At 67.2% G+C, this 21592-nt stretch carries 20 protein-coding genes; 14 read left to right on the forward strand and 6 right to left on the reverse strand.

Translation table 11 applies throughout. From position 1 onward, the window contains the following. The first annotated feature begins 72 nt into the window (after positions 1-72). Together ABZ827_RS10310 and ABZ827_RS10315 are read left to right on the forward strand one after the other, a co-directional pair. Complete coding sequence (locus ABZ827_RS10310; RefSeq protein ID WP_357235458.1) at positions 73-1221, forward strand: Gfo/Idh/MocA family oxidoreductase; 1149 nt, start codon at positions 73-75, stop codon at positions 1219-1221. A 297-nt stretch (positions 1222-1518) separates the two neighbouring features. Next, complete coding sequence (locus tag ABZ827_RS10315; RefSeq protein ID WP_357235924.1) at positions 1519-2712, forward strand: Fic family protein; 1194 nt, start codon at positions 1519-1521, stop codon at positions 2710-2712. 43 nt (positions 2713-2755) lie between these two features. Here ABZ827_RS10315 and ABZ827_RS10320 read toward each other — a convergent pair whose 3' ends face one another. Next, entirely contained in the window at positions 2756-3598 is an 843-nt protein-coding gene (locus ABZ827_RS10320) for a mycofactocin-coupled SDR family oxidoreductase (protein WP_357235460.1), read from the reverse strand. Between the two features lie 226 nt (positions 3599-3824). Between ABZ827_RS10320 and ABZ827_RS10325 the strand changes: the two genes are divergently transcribed. Next, positions 3825-4451, forward strand: a complete 627-nt coding sequence (locus ABZ827_RS10325; protein ID WP_357235463.1) for a TetR family transcriptional regulator — start codon at positions 3825-3827, stop codon at positions 4449-4451. 34 nt (positions 4452-4485) lie between these two features. Here ABZ827_RS10325 and ABZ827_RS10330 read toward each other — a convergent pair whose 3' ends face one another. After that, complete coding sequence (locus ABZ827_RS10330; RefSeq protein ID WP_357235465.1) at positions 4486-6150, reverse strand: class I adenylate-forming enzyme family protein; 1665 nt, start codon at positions 6148-6150, stop codon at positions 4486-4488. 358 nt (positions 6151-6508) lie between these two features. On the opposite strand from ABZ827_RS10330, the gene ABZ827_RS10335 reads away from it, so the two are divergent. Further along, positions 6509-7321, forward strand: a complete 813-nt coding sequence (locus tag ABZ827_RS10335) for an IclR family transcriptional regulator (RefSeq protein WP_357235926.1) — start codon at positions 6509-6511, stop codon at positions 7319-7321. A gap of 69 nt (positions 7322-7390) precedes the next feature. Then, a complete protein-coding gene (locus ABZ827_RS10340) occupies positions 7391-8593 on the forward strand; it encodes a lipase family protein (protein WP_357235468.1) in 1203 nt (400 codons plus the stop codon). A 2-nt stretch (positions 8594-8595) separates the two neighbouring features. Here ABZ827_RS10340 and ABZ827_RS10345 read toward each other — a convergent pair whose 3' ends face one another. Next, on the reverse strand, positions 8596-9057 hold the full coding sequence (locus ABZ827_RS10345) for a DUF6640 family protein (RefSeq protein WP_357235470.1): 462 nt from the start codon (positions 9055-9057) through the stop codon (positions 8596-8598). A 1-nt stretch (position 9058) separates the two neighbouring features. Continuing rightward, a complete protein-coding gene (locus tag ABZ827_RS10350) occupies positions 9059-9652 on the reverse strand; it encodes a TetR/AcrR family transcriptional regulator (protein ID WP_357235472.1) in 594 nt (197 codons plus the stop codon). Positions 9653-10315: 663 nt separating this feature from the next. On the opposite strand from ABZ827_RS10350, the gene ABZ827_RS10355 reads away from it, so the two are divergent. After that, positions 10316-10639, forward strand: coding sequence for a hypothetical protein (locus tag ABZ827_RS10355; protein ID WP_357235474.1), 324 nt, complete (start codon positions 10316-10318; stop codon positions 10637-10639). Positions 10640-10898: 259 nt separating this feature from the next. Here the strand turns inward: ABZ827_RS10355 and ABZ827_RS10360 are convergent, their stop codons facing one another. Then, entirely contained in the window at positions 10899-11756 is an 858-nt protein-coding gene (locus ABZ827_RS10360; protein WP_357235476.1) for a LysR family transcriptional regulator, read from the reverse strand. Between the two features lie 110 nt (positions 11757-11866). Between ABZ827_RS10360 and ABZ827_RS10365 the strand changes: the two genes are divergently transcribed. The 3 genes from ABZ827_RS10365 to ABZ827_RS10375 all read left to right on the forward strand — a co-directional run bounded on the left by ABZ827_RS10365 (position 11867) and on the right by ABZ827_RS10375 (position 15206). Next, positions 11867-13171 (forward strand): NAD(P)/FAD-dependent oxidoreductase, encoded by a 1305-nt coding sequence (locus tag ABZ827_RS10365; protein WP_357235479.1) that lies wholly within the window; start codon positions 11867-11869, stop codon positions 13169-13171. 281 nt (positions 13172-13452) lie between these two features. Beyond that, positions 13453-14280: a GNAT family N-acyltransferase gene (locus tag ABZ827_RS10370; RefSeq protein ID WP_357235482.1), complete on the forward strand. Its 828-nt coding sequence runs from the start codon at positions 13453-13455 to the stop codon at positions 14278-14280. A 5-nt stretch (positions 14281-14285) separates the two neighbouring features. Further along, positions 14286-15206, forward strand: coding sequence for a lysophospholipid acyltransferase family protein (locus ABZ827_RS10375; RefSeq protein ID WP_357235485.1), 921 nt, complete (start codon positions 14286-14288; stop codon positions 15204-15206). Between the two features lie 107 nt (positions 15207-15313). On the opposite strand, the gene ABZ827_RS10380 is transcribed toward ABZ827_RS10375, so the two are convergent. Continuing rightward, the gene (locus ABZ827_RS10380; RefSeq protein WP_357235488.1) at positions 15314-15895 is read right to left on the reverse strand and encodes a hypothetical protein; all 582 of its coding nucleotides are present in this window, start codon (positions 15893-15895) and stop codon (positions 15314-15316) included. Positions 15896-16301: 406 nt separating this feature from the next. Between ABZ827_RS10380 and ABZ827_RS10385 the strand changes: the two genes are divergently transcribed. From ABZ827_RS10385 to ABZ827_RS10405, 5 genes are all read left to right on the forward strand, one after another. Further along, complete coding sequence (locus ABZ827_RS10385; protein ID WP_357235491.1) at positions 16302-17513, forward strand: acyl-CoA desaturase; 1212 nt, start codon at positions 16302-16304, stop codon at positions 17511-17513. Between the two features lie 334 nt (positions 17514-17847). Continuing rightward, complete coding sequence (locus ABZ827_RS10390) at positions 17848-18006, forward strand: hypothetical protein (protein ID WP_357235492.1); 159 nt, start codon at positions 17848-17850, stop codon at positions 18004-18006. 131 nt (positions 18007-18137) lie between these two features. Next, on the forward strand, positions 18138-19364 hold the full coding sequence (locus ABZ827_RS10395) for a cysteine desulfurase family protein (protein WP_357235495.1): 1227 nt from the start codon (positions 18138-18140) through the stop codon (positions 19362-19364). Between the two features lie 3 nt (positions 19365-19367). After that, positions 19368-20468, forward strand: a complete 1101-nt coding sequence (gene mnmA / locus ABZ827_RS10400) for a tRNA 2-thiouridine(34) synthase MnmA (RefSeq protein ID WP_357235497.1) — start codon at positions 19368-19370, stop codon at positions 20466-20468. After that, positions 20465-21499 (forward strand): methionine synthase, encoded by a 1035-nt coding sequence (locus tag ABZ827_RS10405; protein WP_357235500.1) that lies wholly within the window; start codon positions 20465-20467, stop codon positions 21497-21499. The genes mnmA and ABZ827_RS10405 overlap by 4 nt, the downstream gene beginning before the upstream one ends. Positions 21500-21592 lie beyond the last annotated feature (93 nt).

Raw genomic sequence — 21592 nt, forward strand, 5'->3', positions numbered from 1 at the left:
GGACCTCTGTGGTCCGTTTTCCTATACTTCATAAACGGACCTTTCGGGTCCGCTTGATGATGGGAGTAGTGGATGTCGGACAGGACTCGCGTTGGGATCATCGGTGCGAGCCCGGAGCGGGGGTGGGCCTCTCGGGCGCATATCCCGGCGTTACGGGCATTGCCGGAATTCGAGCTCACCGCCGTGGGAACCAGCCGGCGCGAAAGCGCGGAGCAAGCCGCGCGGGTATTCGGGGCCGCATATGCGTTCAGCGATGCACGGGCTCTGGCCGAGCATCCGGAGGTCGATCTGGTGGTGATCACGGTGAAGGTGCCCGCGCATGCGGAGTTGATCGGAATAGCGATCGCGGCAGGGAAGCATGTCTACTCGGAATGGCCACTGACTCGGACAACCGCTGAGGCCGAGGAGTTGGTAGAGCTGACCGTGAATTCGGGCCGGCATCACGTTGTCGGGCTGCAGGCGCGGTTCTCGCGCGCGGTCGAGCATGCGCGCACGCTCCTCTCGGAAGGCTATGTGGGGAATGTGGTATCGGCCACGGTGTATTCGGCGCGGGGTAAGGGAGTGGGCGGGCGGATTCCGGAGTGGGCGGCCTACACCGTCGACATCGACAACGGCGCGGGCCTGTTGGAGGTCGTGGGTGGGCATACGCTCGACCCGGTCGAGTACCTGTTGGGCGATATCGCTGAACTGTCCGCTGATCTCGCAATACGCCACCCGCACACCATCATCGCGGAAACACAAGAGACGATTCGGGTCACCAGCCCTGATCACCTGCTGCTGAGCGGCGTAGCGGAAGGAGGCGTGGTGGTCTCTGTGCACATGCACGACGCGAAACTCACCGACGGCCGCACGCGCATCGAGATCTCCGGCACTGAAGGCGATCTCGCTCTCGTCTCCGACGGGCCATCGGGTGCGGGTGGGATTCAGATGAGCGATCTGCGGCTGCTCGGTTCGCGCGGTGCAGGGGGTACCTGGCAGGACCTCACCGGACCGGGCGCGAAATCCGCGGACGAGCTACCGACGGAATCCCGTCATGTCGCAGCGCTCTACTCGCAACTGGCGGTGGATCTGCGCACGGGTGAGCAGACAATCCCGAGTTTCGAGACCGGCCTGCACATGCACCGTCTGCTCGACGCCATCCGCAGATCCGCCGAAACCGGAACACGGGTCCAGACCGACAGCAACCCGTCAATCCGGTTGACGCCGGGCGCCGACGCGTGAATTTCTCCCGGACGCTCCTCAGCCGCCTGTCCTGAGCCCCAGTAGGCCACTGCCCAGAAGTAGGAGGTCAGGCGGGCGAGTTGGTCGGCCGGATGATCCGGCCGGGCGTACTCGTATCTTTCCTTTCGCGATACTGAATCGGTCCGTGGTGTCGTTTGAGCGGTATTTTTGACAGGGGCTGGCTATTTAGTGTTGTTTAGATGGTTTTCATGACACTGAACTGCTCTATAGTGTCATTTACCCTCCCCAAACGACACTATGGATGCTTCAGTGTCGTTTTTTCGCCGAAAGGACAGGATGGACTGGCCGACGCATCGCTCCGAGGACCGGCCGTGGGCTTCCCGAAGCCGACAGGGTTCCCGGGCGGACCGCACCCTGAACAGCATCACGGTGTCCATCCCGCCCAGGATCGCCGGAATCGAATACAACACGATCGGTGCGGTAGATCGTGCGCACGAGGCAGCGGTGATAGCGGTGGCCCGGCTCGAAGCGAGTTTCGGTGAGCATATGGCACCGCTGGCCGACTTCTTGTTGCGCAGTGAGTCGGTCGCCTCGTCGAAAATTGAGCATATCGACGCCGGATGGCGGGCATTCGGCAAGGCGGTGGCAGGCGGGAAAGCCAGCGACGAGGCGAAATCACAACTCGCAGCCGTCCGCGCGCTGATCGCCATGGTCGACGCCGCGGGTTCCGGGCCGATCACCCTGGAGACCTTGCTCACCGCGCACCAGCTGCTCATGGCCACCGACTACTACACGGCCCGCGATTCCGGGCAGCTACGGACCGTGCAGAACTGGATCGGTGGCAGCGACTTCACGCCCGCCGGCGCCGGACACGTGCCGCCCCCTCCGGAGATGGTGCCGGAATTGATGCGTGACCTCGTGGAATTCGTCAACCGGTCCGATCTACCGATCATTGCGCAAGCCGCATTGGCCCATGCGCAATTCGAATCCATCCACCCGTTCACGGACGGTAACGGTCGCATCGGACGCGCTCTGATCAGCGCGATTCTGCGTCGGCGTGGGCTGACCGCGCGTGTGACCGTCCCCCTGGCATCAGCGATGCTGGCCGATACCTCCCGCTATTTCGCGCATCTGGACGCATATCGAGAAGGCCGAGCCGGCCAATTTGTCGAGTACGTAGCACGTGCGGCCATCGATTCCAGCGAGGCAGCGCAGGAATCCGCGCGCGCTCTGGCGGAGCTACCCGCGCGCTGGCGTGCGCTCGCGCGGCCACGCGCGAATTCAGCCGACGAGGTACTGATCGGCACACTTCTCGACAAGCCGATCCTCAACTTCGACGGTGCCCAGAAAATTACCGGCACCGCCGAATCCAGCACGTACAAGGCCATGGCCAGGTTGACAGAGGCGGGCGTTCTCGAGGTCCTGTCTGCTTCGAATCGCAACCGGATCTGGGCGGCTCCGGACGTTCTTGCAGAACTGGATGCACTGAGCGCGTCGATCGGGAAGCGGACGACCGAACACCTTCGATAACGGTTGTGGGCGCTCCGTCTGAACCGAACCGACAGCTGGGGTCTCAGGCGCTGTTCGCCGCGCCTGCCCCGGCGTCGATCGGGAAAACCATTCCGGTGAGGTGGGCGCTCTCTTCGGCGGCGAGGAAGAGGACGATTCGTGAGACCTGTTCCGGTTCGATCGCGGCAATGGGCAGCAGATGGGTTTTCGCGGCGAGGACAGGGGCGACATCTTCCCAGGTGGGGTTCTCGAGGTCGGGCCGGAACTTGCGGTACATGGAGTCGTTCATGACCATCGGGGTCGCGATATTGCCGGGGGCTATCGAGTTGACCGTGATGCCGTGTGGGGCGAGTTCCACCGCGGCGGCCTTGGTCAGGCCGATTACGCCCCATTTCGACGCGACATAGGCGGACATCGCCGGGCTCGCGGTCCGGCCCATCATCGACGAGGTGGTGATGATCCGCCCGTAGCCCCGGGCGGTCATGCCCGGAGCGACCGCGGTCAGGGTGTTGAAAACTCCGGTGAGATTACTGGCGATCACTTCCTCCCAGAGTTCGGCGGTATGGCCACCGAGCATCGAGATACCCGTGACGCCCGCGTTCGCTACCGCGATATCGACGGACCCCAGCTCCTGCTCGGCGCGCTGGACGAGGGCGTGCACGGCGGCTTTGTCGGCGGTGTCGGCTTTGACGCTCAGGCACCGCCGTCCGAGGGCTTCGATCATTGCTGCGGTTTCTGCGAGATCGGTCTCGGAAGCAAGGGGGTAGTCGAGTGCGTCGCTGTCTTCGCAGCGATCGCATATCACGATATCCGCGCCGCGTTCGGCGAAAGCCAGGGCATGTGAGCGACCCTGGCCACGCGCCCCACCGGTCACCAATGCGACCCTGCCGTGGAATTCCTGCGACATCTTCTCCCTTTCGTAGGCACGACCGACCCGGACGGCCGACGCCGATCCGCGCGATCGGCGTCCACGCTAGGAGCCGGACGATCGCCATCGGGCCAGGTTCTCACTGGTCGAGAGTGCGGGCAGGGGTGCGGGCGCGGATCTCACTCAACGGAATGATGCTGTCTCCGGATGGGGAACCTGGCAGCATTGGGCGAACTGGGAGAGGCGGACGAGGGGAAGGAATGCGATGCCGAGAATCGCCGAAGCGCGCGATGCCGCGGCACCGAGTTCCACCGAGCAGCATGCCCGGGTCGGGCGGATACTCGAGGCCGCCGCGGAACTCGCGGCCGAGAACGAACTCGAACGAGTCCAGATGAACGAGGTGGCGAAATCGGCGGGTGTCGCGGTCGCGACACTGTACCGCTATTTTCCGTCGAAAACTCATCTGTTCGTGGCGGTCATGCTGGATCAGATCGATCGGATGCGGGAGAAGTTCGCGCGTAGAACACGTCCGGAGTCGAGCGCCAGGGACGCGGTCCACGATACGTTGCTGCAGGTGGTCCGGGCGCTGCTGCGCCGGCCTCTGCTCTCGGCCGCGATGATCCAGTCCAACAGCATGGCCAAGGCGGCTGCCGTCCCGGATACGGCCCGGGTCGACCGGAATTTCCGGCAACTGCTCTACGACGCGGCCGGGATCGAACGGGTGACGGAGCGCGATGCCGCGCTGCTGCGATTACTGGTCCATTCGGTGTTCGGCATCATCCAGTCCTGCCTCAACGGACGGATAACCGTTCCCGACGCGGAGTCGGACCTGCGTGAGCTGTGCGATCTGCTGCTCGCGGAATGGCCGGACTCCTTCACTCCGGCAGGCTGACGGACGTCCGGCCGGTGGCGCTGCGGGGTGAACGTCAGATGGTCAGTCCTCGCCGGATCACCTTGCCGGTCGCATTGCGGGGCAGGTCCGTCGTGGTGATCCGCCAGTGGGTCGGCACCTTGAAATAGGACAGTCGCTCGGCGGCGTATTCCCGCAGGTCCCGGTCGGTGACCGTCGCATCGGGTTTCCGGACGACCACCGCTCCCACCTCCTGGCCCAGATCCGGGTGCGCTACGCCGATCACGGCGCATTCGCGCACCGCGGGATGTTCGTCGAGGCACTGTTCGATCTCGGTGGGGTAGATGTTCTCGCCGCCGCGCAGGATCAGATCGGAACGGCGACCGGTCAGCCGCAGCGCGCCGTTCTCCAGGACGCCGAAATCGCCGGTGCGCAACCAGCGGTCGGGCGTGATGGCGGCGGCGGTCGCCGCCTCGTCCTCCCAGTACCCGAGCATGACGAACGGGCTGCGCACGCAGACTTCCCCCTCGACCCCGGCCGGTACGGATTCGCCGAACGGATCCCGTATCTCCAGGTTCACGGTGAGGATCGGCCGGCCGAGGGAGCCGGGGTCGCGTGCCAGATCGGCCGGTGTCGCGACCGCGATCGCCGTACTGCACTCGGTGAGGCCGTAGCTGTCGACCAGCGCGTCGCGGGCGAACGGGAACCTTTCCCGGAGCCGGTCTTTCAAGGCGATCGACGACGGGGCGGAGGCCAGCGCGAACCCGTTGAGCGACGACACATCGTATTTCTCGATATCGCCGTGCTCGAGCAGCCGTGACGCCATCGTCGGCACCGCACCCCAGTTGGTGACCCGCTCCCGTTCGATGAGGCTCAGTGCGGTGTTCGCCTCGAAGGCGCCCTGGTACATCACCACCGCGCTACCCGTGGCGAGTCGCGGTACGACCAGGTTGTGCAGGCTGGCGATATGGAACAGGGGTGAGGTCAGCAGATATCGCAGCGGGCTCGGATCGGTATCGGCGTAGGTATGGCCGGCGAGTTCGGTCGCGAAGGCATCCGAGAAGCGGTGGTAGTCGACGACGGCCAGGAGGTTGCGGTGCGAATGCAGTGCACCTTTGGGCCGGCCGCTGGTCCCGCTGGTGTAGAGGATGACCGAGGGATCGTCCTCTTCGATATCGGCGTGGGGTAGTTCGGCGCCGGAGTTCGCGGCGATGAGCCGGGGCAGATCCGTCTCGACGGTGAGCACGGTGATATCGGAGGTGTCGATATCGGTCAGCAGGGCGGCGCGTTTCGCGTCGACGATCAATACGGAAGGCCGGCAGTGCTGTAGCCCGTACTCGATCTCGCGCGGTACCCACCAGCTGTTGAGTCCGACGCTGATGGCGCCCAGACATTGGGTCGCCCAGAAGGCGATAACCCATTCGGGGCAGTTGGCCGCCAGGATCGCGACGCGATCGCCCTCGGCCACCCCGAAATTCTCGCGCAGCGCGGTCGACAGGGCGGCGACCGAGTCGAGGTGCCGCGCATACGAGATGCGGCGGTCGGCGGTCACGAGGTAGTCGCGCGCACCCCAGGCGCGCGAGGCGGCCACCAGTTCGCCGACCGTACGGGCCCGGTGGCGCATCACCGGTATCGGTGTGCCGAGGACGTCTTCGACGGCGATCTCGAATCGGCCACCGGGACCCGTCAGCCGCGTCGCGATCTCGGTCAGGCGCGGCTGGGCGTCGGCAGGTGTCGTCATGGTGGCCGGCCTCTCTTTCGGCGTGCGTATCGGCTGGCAACTTCTCACGGCCGGCCGAGCCGCTGACCGGTCATTATCACTCAGCGGGACCACACTTATCCCGTGTTCGGGCGGGCGGTGTGGATGCGCTTGCGGAGCGCGCACCGGAACCCGGGCGAGTCGAAGTGGTCCCGCCGGGTGAACCATCTCCTCATTTCCGCTCCGCGGTGGGCGCGCGGTGCTACGGTGATACGAGAATGAATTTCAGTTCTTGCCGTGTATAGGCGGTTGAGCAGCGTATATGGAGAAATCAGTGGATATCATTGATTCGGGAAACGTCCCCACTGCGCACAGCCGGACGCCGGACGCGCCGACGTCGATGATCGAGCGGATGACCCGGATCCTCGATGCGTTCGACGGTCAGCAGGCGCGCATATCGCTCGAAGAGATCGCTTACCGCGCGCAGTTGCCCCGCTCGACCGTCTACCGCATCCTGCATCAGCTGGTGCGGTCCGAATGGGTCGAGCACACAGCGTTCGGATATGCCCTGGGCCGCCGCGCGGCCGGCCTGGGCGGCGGCGAGCACGCCCGGATCCGGGCGGCGGCGGCCCCGCTGCTCCACGAACTGCATCTGCGGACGGACCTGGTGGTACACCTGACGGTGCTCGACGGTGGCGACAGCCTGTACCTCGACAAGATCGGCGGGTCCTTCGCCACGCGGCTGCCCTCCCGGGTGGGCGGTCGCGCCCCGGCGTACTCCACCGCCGGCGGGAAAGCCGTTCTGGCGTGGCTGGAGCCGGAGATGATCGACGGTCTCTACGGCCGGCCGTTGCGCCGGTGCACCGACCGCACGATCGCCGAACCGGCCGATCTGCACCGCGAACTCAACCGGATCCGGCTCCGCTGCGGGCTCGCTTTCGAGCGTGGTGAATCGGTGAACGGAGTCGCCTGCGCCGGTGCCGCGGTGCGCGGTCCCGAGGGGCCGGTCGCCGCTGTGTCCCTGTGCGGGGACGCGCGTACCACTCGACTCGATACGGTCGCGCCGCTGGTGGCCGGCGCGGTCCGGGAGATATCCCGCACGTTGTTTCCCGAACCCCGGATCAGTCTCGGCATCCGAAGAAAAACGAGCCGGCCGGAGCAGGGCTGGTTGTCCGGCTCCGCCGAACGGCTGATGTCCGCAGAGGCGGGGTAACGCCCCGAATCACCCGCCCCGGTGCCACTGCCCATATCGAATCAATGCCCGTGCTCGATCGGAGAATTCATGATGCCCGCTGTTCGCCGCCCAGGCGCCCGGAATTGGTACGCAGCGGTAGTACTCGCCACCTCCGTGCTGCTCACCGCCGGGTGTGGTGACACCGCCCCGGCCGAACACGCCGCGCCGGGCACGCTGGTCACCGCGACACCGATCCCGGCGGATCCGGGCTCGGACCTGCCGGAGCCCGGGTCGATCCGGCACGAGCGCATTACCTATCTGTCGGAATCCGCTGCCGGACAGCCGATACTGGTTTCCGGAACAGTATCCGTGCCGGCCGGCGACCCGCCCGAGGGAGGTTGGCCGGTCATCAGCTGGGCGCACGGCACCACCGGCGTGGGTGATGCCTGCGCACCCTCGGCGGACAGTGCGGGCGGACCCGCGCACGATTACCTCGCCGCCACCGACCCCGTGCTCGCCCGGTGGGTGGAGAACGGATACGCGGTGGTCGCCACAGACTACGAAGGGCTGGGCACCCCGGGCGGCCATCCGTACATGAACGGTGTCAGTGCCGCACACACCGTCACCGATATCGTCCGTGCCGCACGCGAATTCGACCCCCGGATCGGTGAGAAATGGGTGGTGGCGGGGCACAGTCAGGGTGGGCACGCGGCCCTTTTTACCGCAGCCGACGCCGCGCGGCGCGCGCCGGAACTCGACCTCCTCGGCGCCGTGGCCTACGCGCCGGGGAGCCGCACCAGCGATACCGCCGCCTATATGGCGACCGGTGGCCCCGGAGTACGTGCGGCGATGCCGTTCCTGCCGGTACTGCTGCTGGGCGCCGAGGCCGCCGCCCCGGCGCTGGTGGCCGACGCGATGATCAGCGACGCCGCACGACCGCTACTCGGCGCCGCCCGCACGGGATGTATGGATCAGATCAGAGCGGTAGCGGCCACGGTCCCGGCCGCCGATCTGTTCGCCCCCGGTGCGGATACCGCCGCCCTCGCCGGGTACTTCGCGGGCCAAGAGCCGGATAGCCTCACCCTGACCGTTCCGGCCATGATTGCCCAGGGCACCGCGGACGCTCTCGTCGCGGAGCCGATTACGAAGCGGATCGCCGAATCGCTGTGTGCCGGCGGTTCGCCGGTGGACTACCGGACGTACGAGGGCGCCGACCACCGCGCTGTCCTGCGGGTCGCGGGTGACGATGTCGACGCCTTCATCGGCGCCCTGTTCGCCGGACAGCGTCCCGGCACAGGGGGCGGGACCTGAGCTCAATTGTCTGGTCGGCCTGTGTGTTCGGGGCGGGCGGAAAACAGTGCGGCGACGAGCAGCAGTGCCAGCAGAACCGCGGCCAGCAGCATCTGGGGGTGTAGGCCGATGATCGACTCGTTGTCGAATCCGGGGTCCTGTATCGCGATGCCGGGGAACAGCATCGCACCGAACAAGCCCAGCCAGGGCGTGGCCAGGATCGCGCATGCTGTCCATATCCGGGTCCGTGTGCCGCCCTCACGTCGTATCAGAAGTACGAGCGCGAGCGCACCGAGCAGAATCGACATCACGATGTACTGGGCATCGTGAAATTTCGCGTGCGGCGGCCACGCGTCGTTGCGCAGGTGCTGGACCGCGCTCGCCGGGATGACGAAATCGGCCAGCAGCGCGCCGAATATCGTGATGAGTGCGACCGCTACGGCGATTACACGCGGGACGGAAAGTTCTCCGGTCGGCCGAGTCATATCACGAGATTCCTTGCCGGTGTGTGGGTTCCGTGGAGTGGCAGCGCAGGAAGGCGTCGACGATATCGTGCACGTAGTCGAGGTCGAAGGTCCGGTTGGCGACCAGTCGCCGGAAGAACAGCGGGCCGTGCAGCTGATCGAGGGCGAGGTCGATATCGAGCTCCGCCGGCAGTTCGGCGCGGGCGACGGCATCGGCCAGGATCGCGCGCGCCACCTGCGTGCCGGCGCGGTACAGCGCCTCCTTGACTTCCGCGAGCTTCGGGTCGACAGCGGCCCTTTCGATCATCACGCGCATCCCCTGTTCACTGGCCGGTTCGTGCAGCATCGCGCGGGTTCCGGCCAATGCGGTCCGCAGGTCGGCGCGCAGATCGCCGGTCGGCTCAGGCCGTGCCAGGGTGATGTGCCAGGTCAGCGTGGCACGGACCAGATCCGCCGGCTCCGGCCAGAGCCGGTAGAGCGTGGCCCGGCTGATCCCGCTGTGCGCGGCGACGGTGCCGTGAGTCAGGCCGGCCAATCCCCGCTCGATCAACAGCTCTCGGGCCGATGCCAGAGCGGTGTCGCGACTGCGCACCGTTCGCGGATCCGGCGGTCGCACCGCACCTCCTATGAGACAGTTTGTTTCAAAGTTACGAGACAAACTGTATCGAACTTTGGTCGATAGGGGAAGAGGCGCGGGCTCGGCGCCGGCGCCGCCGCGGATACCACCGAGGCTTGCTCTGCGCTGGGGCGGATCCGCGGTGGCGGGAGCTGTGCCGGGAGGTGGCGCGAACTCCGGTGTGCCGGAATCCGTGGACGGAACCTGCCGCTGCGCGCTTCCGGTCTCCGTCCTGCCCGGGACCGGCGTTGCGCTGTCCGGCGATACCGGCATCGGCTCCGGCCAACTCTGCCGGAGCTCGGGCGTGGGCGGCGCTTTCCGAGGGCCGGCCCCGAAGCTGCGCCAGACATCGCACAGATAGCCGGGCAGATCGCGATACATAGCGCCCATCGAGCCGGTGTGCTGTGCGGGCATCCGCAGATCAGCCAGTTGCGCGGGACAGCCGCCGTTGCCGATATCGGTGGTGGCCTCCGCACCGGCGGCCGCGCTTGCGCCGAGACCGCGTATCCCCCGAAGGCCCGGCCGAGCGCACCGCTGGCGAATGCTCCGCCCTCGGCCCAGGTGAAACCGAAAATACCCACGAGGCCGGTCGGCGCCGATGGTAACCGATACGAGCATTGAAGGGAGATCGGCGCAGGGTTTGAAGAAACCCATACTGGAGGAATGACGCGGGATGTAATGCAGGCACGGCCGTCGTGGCGGGGGACCGGGAACCCGAAATTCCCGCTGGTTGCCGAGGTGGCCGGGCAGTGGTGGGTATTGCGTCTGAACAGCTTCCCGGACCACAGCATGTGGACCCTGTTCGTCGCCGGTGCTGTCCGCGGCGACCTCACGACAGTGCCCGCCAACTGGGGAAAGCTCGATATCCGGGCGGCGCCGCCGCTGGAACCCGGCATCGTTGCCGCCGTGCTGACGCCGATCGAGAACTTTGTCGCGTACGGCAGTGAAGTCGGGCAGCCCTGCGACGATCCGTTCTGCTGCGGTTGAACCGTGGAAGGCCGCCGGTTCCCAGCTGACTCCCAGCTCGGTACGCAGCTGGGCCACAGGGAACGGAACTAACCTCACAAAAGACCACCGTCGGACGACGGTGCCCGAGACAACCCGGGATGTGGTCCCTCGCCACTCGGGTTCACGGTGGCACGCCGCGCCGAACCGGTGCTGCCACCCGCCCCGGCGGCCACTGCCCGGCCGCCGGGGCACATAACGTCCGGATGGCGGACAGATGTGTCCGGTAGCGAGGCTGCGCTCAGTGTTCGCGCAACCCGTCCAGCAGGGTGGTGAGGATGGGAGTGCGGCGGGTGTCGGCGCGGATGACCGCGGAGACCGGGATGCGAAGACGCTGGTCGGCCAGGGCGAGGGTGGCGATACCTTCGGTGGAACTGTTGGCGTAGAGCGCGGTCCACGCGTCGGGGTGGTTGATCAGTTCCATGGTGGCCGTGTGGTCGGGGGGAATGGGTGGTCCGTAGGTGGGGCCGACGGGGAGATCGGCGAAGGCGGCGCGGATGACATTGTGGATCAGTACCTGCTCGGATTCCGGGGGGAGGAGCAGGGGGTAGTCGCTGAGTTCGGCGAGGGTGACATCGGTGCGGCCGGCGAGGGGGTGTGCGGGGGCGGTGGCGAGAGTGAGGTCCTCTACCCAGAGCTGTTCCACGATCAGGCCCGCCTGTTGCACACTGCCGCGGATCAGTGCCAGATCGCAGTCTCCGTCGGATACGGCGGCGATGCGTTGCCGGAAGGGTTTGATGACGAATTCGATCTCCGCGCCGGGATGGGTTTCGCGGGCGCCGGCGATAGCCGATAGCGATCGTGTGGCGAAGGACATATTCGCGGTGAGGCGGACCCGGGGGCCGGTGGTGCGAATAGAAGCCCTGATCGCCGATTCCAGACCTAGCATCTGCTTCGCCAGCGGTAGTAGCCTTGTGCTCGCGTCGGTGGGGACGACCGATCGGGTCGAGCGTTCGAAGAGCTGGACGCCCAGGTCGTGCTCGAGCCGGGCGATCTGATGACTGATCGCCGACTGTGAGATGAAGCACCGGGCGGCGGCCCGGCTGAAGCTGAGCTCCTCGCACACCGCGACGAAGTACGTGAGCTGGCGAAGTTCCATCTCAACCCCATTCATGACGAGTCCAGATAAGAGTCATCTCAATTATGCGCCCTGAACCCTGAAATATCTGCGTTCTGGATGACGGTTAGTCATGAGTGAAGGAGGTCGTCATGCAGAACGTCACGGAAACCGGTGCAGGCGTCGAGTACGCGGACGTCGTGGTCATCGGATCGGGTTTCGGTGGGCTCGCCGCCGCCAAGCAGTTGGCGAAGGCGGGTGTCGATTATGTCCTGATCTCGAGCACGCCGGAACATCTCTTCCAGCCACTGCTGTACCAGGTCGCCACCGGGGTGTTGGCGTCCGACGAGATCGCGCCCCCGATAGCGAACATCCTGCGCCGGCACAAGGAGGCGGATGTGCGGCTGGGGCAGGTCACCGATATCGAGCCGGATGCCGCGATCCTCACCTATCAGACCCCCGACGGCGCCCGGCGGATCCGCTACGGGTCGCTGATCGCCGCGACCGGGGCCAGCCAGTCGTATTTCGGACGGGACGATTTCGCCGATAAGACCTATTCGCTGAAGACCATCGACGACGCGAGGCTGCTGCGTGCCCAGATCCAGCGGGTGTTCACCGAAGCCGCAGACGCGGACGAGGAAACCCGGCAGCGGATGCTGTCGTTCGTGGTGGTCGGCGCCGGGGCGACCGGTGTCGAGGTGGCCGGGCAGTTGAAGGAACTGGCCAAGCGGTACTACCACCAGGACGTATCGGTGACGCTGGTGGAAGGTGCGGGCGCGGTGCTACCGCCGTTCGGCGGCGGGCTGTCGGAGTACGCGAAGAAAACGCTGACCCGCAGCGGTATCGAGGTGCTGCTGGGCACCTTCGTCACCGATATCGAGGACGGCGAGGTCACGGTCAAGGACAAAGACGGTGAGCAGCGGCAGATCGCGGCCGAGACGATCGTATGGTCGGCCGGTGTGCAGGCCGGTGGCTTCGCGAAACTGCTGGCCGAGGCCACCGGTTGCGAAACCGACCGCGCCGGGCGGCTGCTGATCAACCCTGATCTGACCGTCGGCGGCTACGCCGATATCTACGCGATCGGGGATATGACCTCGCTCAACGGATATCCGGGACAGTCGCCGGTTGCGATGCAGGAAGGGCGGCACGCCGCCGATATCATCAGCCGCGATAAGCACCCCGGAACACCGTTCGTGTACTGGGACAAAGGCAGCATGGCGGTGATCAGCCGGTTCAGCGCGGTGACGAAGCTGAACGACAAGATCACCTTCCGTGGGGTGTTCGCCTGGTTCATCTGGCTGGCCGTGCACCTGTTCTACCTGGTGGGATTCCGGAACCGCTTCGCCGCGGTCCTGTCGTGGCTGGTGGCGTTCATCGGTACCGGGCGGCCCGGGTTCCAGGAGGTGGACCGCCGGCATCTGGAACGGGTGCGCGAACCCGAACGCTTCGTCGCCTGATGGGTGCGCCGGCGGCCCGCGCGCGGCCGCGGCGGAGATACGCGTAGCACCGTGGCCGGACCCGGTCGACCGGGTTCCGCCGCGGCGCCTACGCTTCCCGGACGCCGGCGAATGACAGGTTGCGGCTGTCCCAACTCCGGTGCCGTATCCGGTGTTCGCGCGAACGGGCGGATACTGCCCGGTGAACGCCCGGTGTGATCTACATCTCGTTAACCGAACCGGCATACCCGCGACACTTCGCGGACGCCCCGGCGCAGTGTCGAACTGGCCTCCTTGGCCTCATGGCTATTACGTCCGTGCTGACAGCGCCGGCTCGCCCGGCCGGTCACGAGGATCACCGGTCCCGCTACGCACTGATCGTCTCCTCCGATACCGACCATCGCATAGCGGCACAGCGCCTGCGGTACAACGTTTTCGCCGGCGAGCCCGGTTTCGATATCCCCGACGCCGGTACCGGGCTGGACGCGGACAGATTCGACGACCACTGCGATCACATGCTGGTGCGCGATGAGATCTCCGGCGAATTCGTGGGCTGCTACCGGATGCTGCCACCGGACAGGGTCGCGGCGGCCGGCGGTTACTACACGGCCACCGAATTCGATCTGACGCGACTGGACCCGGCGGGAATGCGGGTCGTGGAGATGGGGCGGGCCTGTGTGGTGCCCGAGCATCGCAACGGTTCGGTGCTCACCCTCATGTGGGCGGGAATCCTGCACTACATCCAGCTCACCGGATACGACTGGGTGATGGGCTGCGCGTCGGTGCCGATGCGCAACCGTCCGGACGAGCCGGCCGGCGTCAATGTGCGTGGGGTGCGTGACTTCCTGCTCGCCAAACACGCATGCTCACCGGAGAAGCGAGTCCGGCCGTACCGGCCCGTGGTGGTGGACGGTGTCGAGCTCGACGATCTGCCCGCTCCCGCCCGCCCGAAACTGCCGCCGCTGCTCAACGGCTACCTGCGGCTGGGCGCGGAGATCTGCGGGGAACCGGCGCACGACCCGGATTTCGCCGTCGCCGATTTCGTGGTCCTGCTGGGGCTGGACACGATCAACACGCGATACCTGGACCGGTTACGCGGCGCGGCCGCGAACTTCGACGGCGGGCGGTGAGGCGGATGCCGGGGAAAACGCGGGAACGGGAAGTCGCGGAGGCAGCCTTACCGCAGCACTCGTGGATGCCGGCCAGCCCGTGCGGGCCCGGGTGCGTACAGCGCAGCGCCGAAGTCGGGGTGCTGCGGGCGGGATTCCGGGCCGCGGGTGCGTTGTCGGTGCTTGCCGCCTATCCGTTCGCGCATGTGGTCACGCCGCCGTCGCGCCGTTCGGGTGTGCAGCGGCAATTCGCGGGAATGCTGTTGCGCAGCTGCGGTATTCGACTGCGGGTGGTGGATCGGCGGGAAGAGCCGGGCCGCCCGCGGTTCGCGGAACCAGGGGCCGGTGTTCTGGTCGCCTGCGGACATATCGGGTGGGCCGACATCATTGTCCTGGCCTCCGTGCAGCCGCTCGCTTTCGTGGCGCGAGCGGATCTCATCGAATGGCCGCTGCTGGGACGGCTGGCCCGGATCATGCGGGTCATCCCGATAGAACGGGAGCGATTGCGCCGCCTGCCGGACGTGGTGGATCAGGTGGGTCAGCGGCTGACCGCCGGTGAGCGGATCGGTTTCTTCCCGGAGGGCACCACCTGGTGCGGCCGGGCCTACGGGAAACTACGTCCGGCGATATTCCAGGCCGCGGTGGATACGGCGACTCCGGTGCAGCCGGTGCGGCTGCGTTATCTGGACAGGCACGGCCATCGGTCGACCGTGCCGGGTTTCGTGGGTGACGATACGTTGATCGGTTCGGTGATCCGGGTGCTGCGGGCGCGGGGCCTGACGGCGGAGGTCGTTCTCGCCCCGGTGGAGCCGGCGGGGGACGACCGGATGGATCTGGCCCGGCGTTGTGAACGGGCGGTCCGCGCGGAGGATCTTTCCGATGCCGCGCATGCGGTGCTCGCCGCGGCAGGCCGGCAATTGCGGGAGGCGGTTGCCGCATCCGCCTGAACGGATGTGGGTTTCGGCCGGGCCTGAGCCACGAGCCCGGCCGATTTGACTGTCTGATGTCTCGCTTTCGAATGCGCCGTTAATGAACGGCAACATGGTTAGCGGGCTCAGAACGCGCTGCCGGTGCCGGGAAGGCCGGCGAGGGAGGGGATACCGGGCAGCGGCAGCGGCGGCAGGAACGGCAGTTGCACCTGTGGCATCGGCACCAGGGCGGGCGGGGCCGGCGGAATGTACGGGTTGGGTACGTTCCAGGTCTGGTTCGGGGTGCTGCCGCTGTGGTTCTCGCGATCCCAATCAACCGGGGTGTCGTAGTCGCGGTTACGGTTGCCGCTGTACCCCTCGTGTGATTCGCGATTGTTGCCACCGCTGTTGAACTCGTCCTCCCAGCCGTCATAGTTCTGCCGGTTGTGATCGCGATATCCATACTGCCCGTTGTCGTCCCAGCCGAATCCGTTATCGCCGACGCCGTGGTTTCCGTAGCCGTTGCCGTCACGGTCGTCAGCGCCGGAGCCGTAGCTGTCGTCGTTGTCGAAGCCGCTGGAATCGTGGGAATCACCGATCGGGGCCGCGGTGACCGGAGTGGCGAGAGCGGGGCCGGCGCTGACTGCCAGCGGCGCCAGGGCGATGGCCGCGACGGCGGCGATCCGGGCGGCGAGGCGGCGGGTGCGAGGTGCGGGATTTCGGTTCATGGCTGGGGTCCTCACTCGTCACGCCCCGGGGTGGGCTGATGGGGCGGTAGCGCTGACTGGAACGCTTCATTGATACAACCGATACCGTACCGCTAAATAACGGCACATTCAACAGGTCTGCGTAAGCGGGCTGAACTCCTACGCTCCGCGCTGTATCCGTCCGGGGTGCCTGCGGGGACGGACCCGGGAAAGACGGCTACGGTGGTCAGGAACAGGTCGAGCAAGCTGTTCTGCTCTTCGAATCAACAGACGCCTCAACCGGGCGTGCCGGGAGATGTCGCCGTCGACAGTCCTCCAGTTCGGTCGCGGCTTCAGAATCCACACCGCTGATCACTGTCATCGGTGTTCCACGACGGTTCCGGATCCGGAACCGGGGCGACTACCCAGGAATGTGGGGCAGAAGAGTATGGCGATCACCCAGGTGGCGGTGTACGCGCACCTGAGCGCCGCCGAGGTCGAGGCGCTCGGGCAGGAACTGGCCGAGATCCGGCAGGACGAGCTGGACCGGCTCGGGGCCCGCGACGCACGGTATATCCGCCGCACGATCGCGTTTCAGCGGACGCTCGACGCGGCGTCGCGGGTGACGATCGGGTTCAGCCGCCGGAGTACCGGCTGGATCGCCGGAACCAGTGGCTTGGCGCTGGCGAAGGTCATCGAGAACATGGAGATCGGCCACAATGTCAGCCACGGCCAGTGGGACTGGATGAACGATCCGGAAATCCACTCCACATCATGGGAGTGGGATATGGCCGGGCTCTCCGCACAGTGGCGGCACGCCCACAACTACCGGCACCACGTATTCACCAATGTTCTGGGGATGGACGACGATATCGGGTTCGGCGTCATGCGGGTGACACGCGACGAACGCTGGCGACCCGGTCACCTCTTGCAGCCGCTACGAAATCTGCTGCTCGCAGCCACTTTCGAATGGGGGATCGCGTCGCAGGGCTGGTACCTCGAACGGAAGTTCGGACGCGCCCCGGCAGGCGGGGCCGGCTCCGTCCGGTCGCTGGTGGCGAAAATCGCCCGGCAGGTGGGCAAGGACTACGTACTGTTCCCGGCACTGAGTGGCCGCCGCTGGCGCCGCACGCTGACCGCGAACGCCGTCGCCAACCTGGTCCGCAATATCTGGGCCTATGTGGTGATCTCCTGCGGTCATTTCCCCGACGGCGCGGAAAAGTTCGCGCCTTCGGTCATCGAGAACGAGACCCGGGCGCAGTGGTACCTGCGGCAGATGCTGGGCACCGCGAACTTCGACGCCGGGCCGCTACTCGCCTTCCTCAGCGGCCATCTCTCCCATCAGATCGAACACCACCTTTTTCCCGATCTGCCCAGTAACCGATATCCGCAGATCGCCGTGCGGGTCCGGGCCGTCTGCGAAAAATACGATCTGCCGTACACAACGGGGTCGCTGCTGCGCCAGCACCTGCTCAGCCTGCGGACGATCCACAAGCTGGCGCTCCCGGACAGTCTGCTGACCGCGACATCCGACGACGCACCGGAAACAGCGTCCGAGCGTAAATTCGACGGTCCGGCACGGGTCGGCAAGGCCGTGCCGGTGGGTGGTCTGCTGACCGCACTCCGACTGCGCAGAGAATCTCCGCGGAGTAGCGCGTAGGGTGGATATGGCCGTGTACGCCGTGCACCATCCGGCGCGGGCCGCGAATCCCGGGTCACGCGCAATCCGGTCCGCTCGGGCCGAGTCAGGAGTATCGATCACAGCACCGGATCCGATCGGGGACCCAGGCGCTGTTCAAGACGCTCGTTCCGGACCTCCGGTGCAAAACCGGACCGGCGCCGGACCCTGTCGGCGGAATCGCCGAGCCGGGCGTTTTGGCCGCGGCAGGCCCGAACCGCAGATCCTGCGGGACCCTCGCTGACGGACGATACGCGTCCGCGATCACCACGCACGCGCGTGAGCTGCGAAAACCATCTACGACCGGAGTATCGATATGCACGAGAACAATCCCAGTCTGTTCAGTCACACCCCCGCCGAGCCCGAGAGCTATCCGGCCTCCGGCATCGCGCACCAGCCGGTGTTCTCCAGCGCCGTGGCCGAGAACGGGACGGGTGCAGACGCGACACCCGAAGACGGCGCCGAACGGCCGTAGCCGGTCGATTCCCCGGCGGAGTCCGGGGAATATCGTCGGACGGACGGATGTTCGTCGAGGGTGGGAATCCTGGAGCACGGCAGGATGCCCGGAAGATGTGCAGGTCAACGGTGGGATAAGCTTTGTCGGTCATGAAGTCGGCTTTCCCGGGTGCGGTCAACGGTGTGCCCACGACGGTTTACCTCGATCACGCGGCGACCACACCGATGCTGCCCGCCGCCATCGAGGCGATGAACGCTGTCTTCGGGCAGGTGGGGAACGCGTCCTCGCTGCACGGATCGGGCCGGACGGCCCGGCGGCAACTGGAGGAGGCGCGCGAATCGATCGCCGCGGACCTGGGGGCCCGGCCGTCGGAAGTCATCCTCACCTCCGGGGGCACCGAAAGCGATAATCTCGCGATCAAGGGCATCTACTGGGCCCGGCGGGACGCCGACCCGCGATGTCGCCGGATCCTGGCCGGTGCCGCCGAGCATCATGCGGTGCTGGACGCCGTGGAATGGCTGGAACGGCACGAGGGCGCGCAGGTCACCTGGTTGCCGGTGGATGCCGACGGGATCGTCTCGCCCGAGACATTGCGCGCCGAACTGGCCGACGACCCCGACGAGGTCGCCCTGGTGACCGTGATGTGGGCCAACAACGAGGTCGGTGCGGTCCAGCCGATTCAGGAGCTGGCATCGCTGGCGCGTGCGGCCGGTGTGCCGATGCACAGCGACGCGGTGCAGGCCGCGGCGCAGCTGCCCATCGATTTCGGAGCCAGCGGCCTGGCCGCGGCGAGTTTCGCCGGTCATAAACTGGGCGGCCCGCACAGTGTGGGCGTATTGCTGCTGGGGCGGCAGGTCGGATGTGTTCCGCTGCTGCACGGCGGTGGGCACGAGCGGGACCTCCGATCCGGCACCTCCGATGTGGCCTCGGCGGTCGGGCTGGCCGCGGCGCTGCGCCAGACCGTGGTGGAAATGGAATTCCGGGCAAAGGAATTGACCGAGTTGCGGGACGAACTGATCGCCGGTGTGCGGCAGGCCGTCCCGGACGCGGTGCTCAACGGTCCGCACGACGACCGCCGGTTACCGGGTAACGCGCATTTCACCTTTCCGGGGTGCGAAGGGGATTCGCTGCTCATGCTGCTGGACGCGGCGGGTGTCGAATGTTCGACCGGTTCGGCGTGTACTGCCGGGGTCGCCTCGCCGAGTCATGTCCTGATCGCCATGGGGGTCGGTTCCCGGGAAGCGCGCGGTTCGCTGCGGTTTTCCCTTGGACACACCTCGCGGCGATCCGATATCAATGCCCTGCTGGAAGTGTTACCGCAAGTGGTGGAACGAGCCAGGGCCGCGGGCCTGGCCGGTGCGAGAGGAGGTGCGTAGCGTATGCGCGTACTCGCCGCGATGAGTGGTGGAGTCGATTCCGCGGTGGCGGCGGCACGGGCCGTCGACGCCGGACACGAGGTGGTCGGGGTGCATCTGGCGCTGTCGTCCGCGCCCGGCACGTTGCGCACCGGGTCGCGTGGCTGCTGCTCCAAGGAGGATGCGGGTGACGCCCGCCGGGCCGCGGATGTGCTGGGGATCCCTTTCTACGTCTGGGATTTCGCGGACCGGTTCAAAGAAGACGTGATCGACGATTTCGTCGCCGCCTATGCCGCGGGCGAAACGCCGAACCCGTGCCTGCGATGCAACGAGAAGATCAAGTTCTCCGCGCTGGCCGACCGGGCGGTGGCCCTCGGCTTCGACGCGGTGGTCACCGGGCACTACGCCCGGCTCGCCGACGGCGTGCTGCGCCGGGCCGTGGACGCGGACAAGGACCAGTCTTATGTGCTCGCAGTGCTGACCGCGGAGCAGTTGCGGCGGGCGATGTTCCCGGTGGGCGACACCCCCAAACCGGAGATCCGGGCCGAGGCCGCCGAGCGGGGCCTGGCCGTGGCGAACAAGCCGGACAGCCACGACATCTGCTTCATTCCCTCCGGTGACACGCAGGCGTTTCTGGGCGCGAAGATCGGTATCCGGCCGGGTGCGATCGTCGATCCCGAGGGTGCCGAGCTGGGCCGGCACGACGGTGTGCACGGGTTCACCATCGGCCAGCGCAAGGGGCTCGGCCTGCCCGGTCCCGGACCGGACGGGAAACCGCGCTACGTCACCGAGATCGATCCGGATTCCGGAACCGTGCACGTGGGTCCGGCCGACGACCTGCAGGTGTGGTCCATCGAAGCCGATCGTGCCGTATGGACCAGCGGATCGGCGCCCGAGGGCCCCGTCGACTGTGTTGTCCAGGTACGGGCGCACGGTGGTATGGCTCCCGCCACCGCGGAGGCAGTGGGCGACGGGATGCTGGTGCGGTTGCACGAACCGCTCAGTGGTGTCGCGCGCGGTCAGGCGGCCGTGCTCTACCGGCCGGACGCCGCGGGTGACGCGGTGCTCGGCAGCGGGACGATCGCCGCCACCGCGCGTACGGCACCGGCCGGCGCGCCCCGATGACCCCAGCCGATTTCCCGGTAGGGGTGGCGACGGGGGTCGGATCGTGGCCGGGGACCGATCCGCGGGAGGCCGCCGCGGTGATCGTCGGTGAACTGCCCGGGCTACCGCATCTGGTGGAACTGCCGGCGCGGGGCGTGGGCGCGGATACCGTCGGGCGGGTCTCGGCACTGCTGGTCGATATGCGTTTCGACACCACACCGCGCGGCTACCGGCTGGCCGCCCGGCCGGGAGCGGTATCGCGGCGGGCACACGATCTGCTGCGCACCGACCTGGACGCACTGCAGGAAGCCTGGGAGAACGCCGGGCTGCGCGGGTCCGGTCGCATGGTGAAGGTGCAGGCCGCCGGCCCGCTGACGCTGGCGGCGCAGGTGGAGCTGCCGGGCGGACACCGGGTGCTCACCGATCGGGGTGCCGTGCGCGATCTGGCGGATTCGCTGGCCGAGGGGCTGGCGGCGCATATCGCCGAGGTCGGGGCCCGGCTCGAGGCCGAGGTCGTACTGCAGCTGGACGAACCATCCCTGGCCGATGTGCTGAACGGGTCGCTCCGCGGTGCGAGTGTGCTCAATACGGTCGCCGCTGTGCCCGAACCGGAAGCCCTGTCCATCCTCGACGCGGTCCTGGCACCGCAGCGGGTGCCGACGCTGGTGCACACCTGCGCGGACCGGCCGCCGCTGGGCTTCCTGGGCAGGTCCCGGGCCGACGCGCTCGGTTTCGATCTCGCGACACTCTCCGGTACAGCCGGGCTCGACGCGGTGGGTGAGGCTCTCGACCGGGGCAAGATCCTCGTACTGGGTATGGTGCCCACCGCCCGGCCCGGTAAGCCGGTGGCCTGGCGTGACATCGCCGAATCAGGCGTACGTCTCATGGACCGGCTGGGCTTTCCCCGGGCCGACCTGGCTCACCGGGTGACAGTGAGCCCCGCCTGTGGACTGGCCGGCGCACCGGTGGCCTGGGCCCGGGATGCGCTGCGCCTGGCCTCCGACACCGCGCAGGCCTTCGTTCGCGATCCGGAATCGCTCGTCCCGCAATAACAGTCGGCGGTGCGGACCGGCTGAGAGTGATCGTGGTGCGGCCCGGCGGTCCGTGCCCGCCGGGCCGCGCGAAACGATCGGCTACCTCGATCC

Source organism: Nocardia sp. NPDC019395, from assembly GCF_040632335.1.
Classification (GTDB): Bacteria; Actinomycetota; Actinomycetes; order Mycobacteriales; family Mycobacteriaceae; genus Nocardia.

What these genes read in the sequence shown, in the direction of transcription:
- ABZ827_RS10310 (WP_357235458.1), top strand. Translation starts at nt 73, where the DNA reads ATGTCGGACAGGACTCGCGTTGGGATCATCGGTGCGAGCCCGGAGCGG.
- ABZ827_RS10330 (WP_357235465.1), bottom strand. Translation starts at nt 6,150, where the DNA reads ATGACGACACCTGCCGACGCCCAGCCGCGCCTGACCGAGATCGCGACG.
- ABZ827_RS10345 (WP_357235470.1), bottom strand. Translation starts at nt 9,057, where the DNA reads ATGACTCGGCCGACCGGAGAACTTTCCGTCCCGCGTGTAATCGCCGTA.
- ABZ827_RS10335 (WP_357235926.1), top strand. Translation starts at nt 6,509, where the DNA reads ATGATCGAGCGGATGACCCGGATCCTCGATGCGTTCGACGGTCAGCAG.
- ABZ827_RS10385 (WP_357235491.1), top strand. Translation starts at nt 16,302, where the DNA reads ATGGCGATCACCCAGGTGGCGGTGTACGCGCACCTGAGCGCCGCCGAG.
- ABZ827_RS10365 (WP_357235479.1), top strand. Translation starts at nt 11,867, where the DNA reads ATGCAGAACGTCACGGAAACCGGTGCAGGCGTCGAGTACGCGGACGTC.
- ABZ827_RS10315 (WP_357235924.1), top strand. Translation starts at nt 1,519, where the DNA reads ATGGACTGGCCGACGCATCGCTCCGAGGACCGGCCGTGGGCTTCCCGA.
- ABZ827_RS10390 (WP_357235492.1), top strand. Translation starts at nt 17,848, where the DNA reads ATGCACGAGAACAATCCCAGTCTGTTCAGTCACACCCCCGCCGAGCCC.
- ABZ827_RS10405 (WP_357235500.1), top strand. Translation starts at nt 20,465, where the DNA reads ATGACCCCAGCCGATTTCCCGGTAGGGGTGGCGACGGGGGTCGGATCG.
- ABZ827_RS10370 (WP_357235482.1), top strand. Translation starts at nt 13,453, where the DNA reads ATGGCTATTACGTCCGTGCTGACAGCGCCGGCTCGCCCGGCCGGTCAC.
- ABZ827_RS10325 (WP_357235463.1), top strand. Translation starts at nt 3,825, where the DNA reads ATGCCGAGAATCGCCGAAGCGCGCGATGCCGCGGCACCGAGTTCCACC.
- ABZ827_RS10375 (WP_357235485.1), top strand. Translation starts at nt 14,286, where the DNA reads ATGCCGGGGAAAACGCGGGAACGGGAAGTCGCGGAGGCAGCCTTACCG.
- ABZ827_RS10360 (WP_357235476.1), bottom strand. Translation starts at nt 11,756, where the DNA reads ATGGAACTTCGCCAGCTCACGTACTTCGTCGCGGTGTGCGAGGAGCTC.
- ABZ827_RS10395 (WP_357235495.1), top strand. Translation starts at nt 18,138, where the DNA reads ATGAAGTCGGCTTTCCCGGGTGCGGTCAACGGTGTGCCCACGACGGTT.
- mnmA (WP_357235497.1), top strand. Translation starts at nt 19,368, where the DNA reads ATGCGCGTACTCGCCGCGATGAGTGGTGGAGTCGATTCCGCGGTGGCG.
- ABZ827_RS10340 (WP_357235468.1), top strand. Translation starts at nt 7,391, where the DNA reads ATGATGCCCGCTGTTCGCCGCCCAGGCGCCCGGAATTGGTACGCAGCG.
- ABZ827_RS10355 (WP_357235474.1), top strand. Translation starts at nt 10,316, where the DNA reads ATGACGCGGGATGTAATGCAGGCACGGCCGTCGTGGCGGGGGACCGGG.
- ABZ827_RS10380 (WP_357235488.1), bottom strand. Translation starts at nt 15,895, where the DNA reads ATGAACCGAAATCCCGCACCTCGCACCCGCCGCCTCGCCGCCCGGATC.
- ABZ827_RS10320 (WP_357235460.1), bottom strand. Translation starts at nt 3,598, where the DNA reads ATGTCGCAGGAATTCCACGGCAGGGTCGCATTGGTGACCGGTGGGGCG.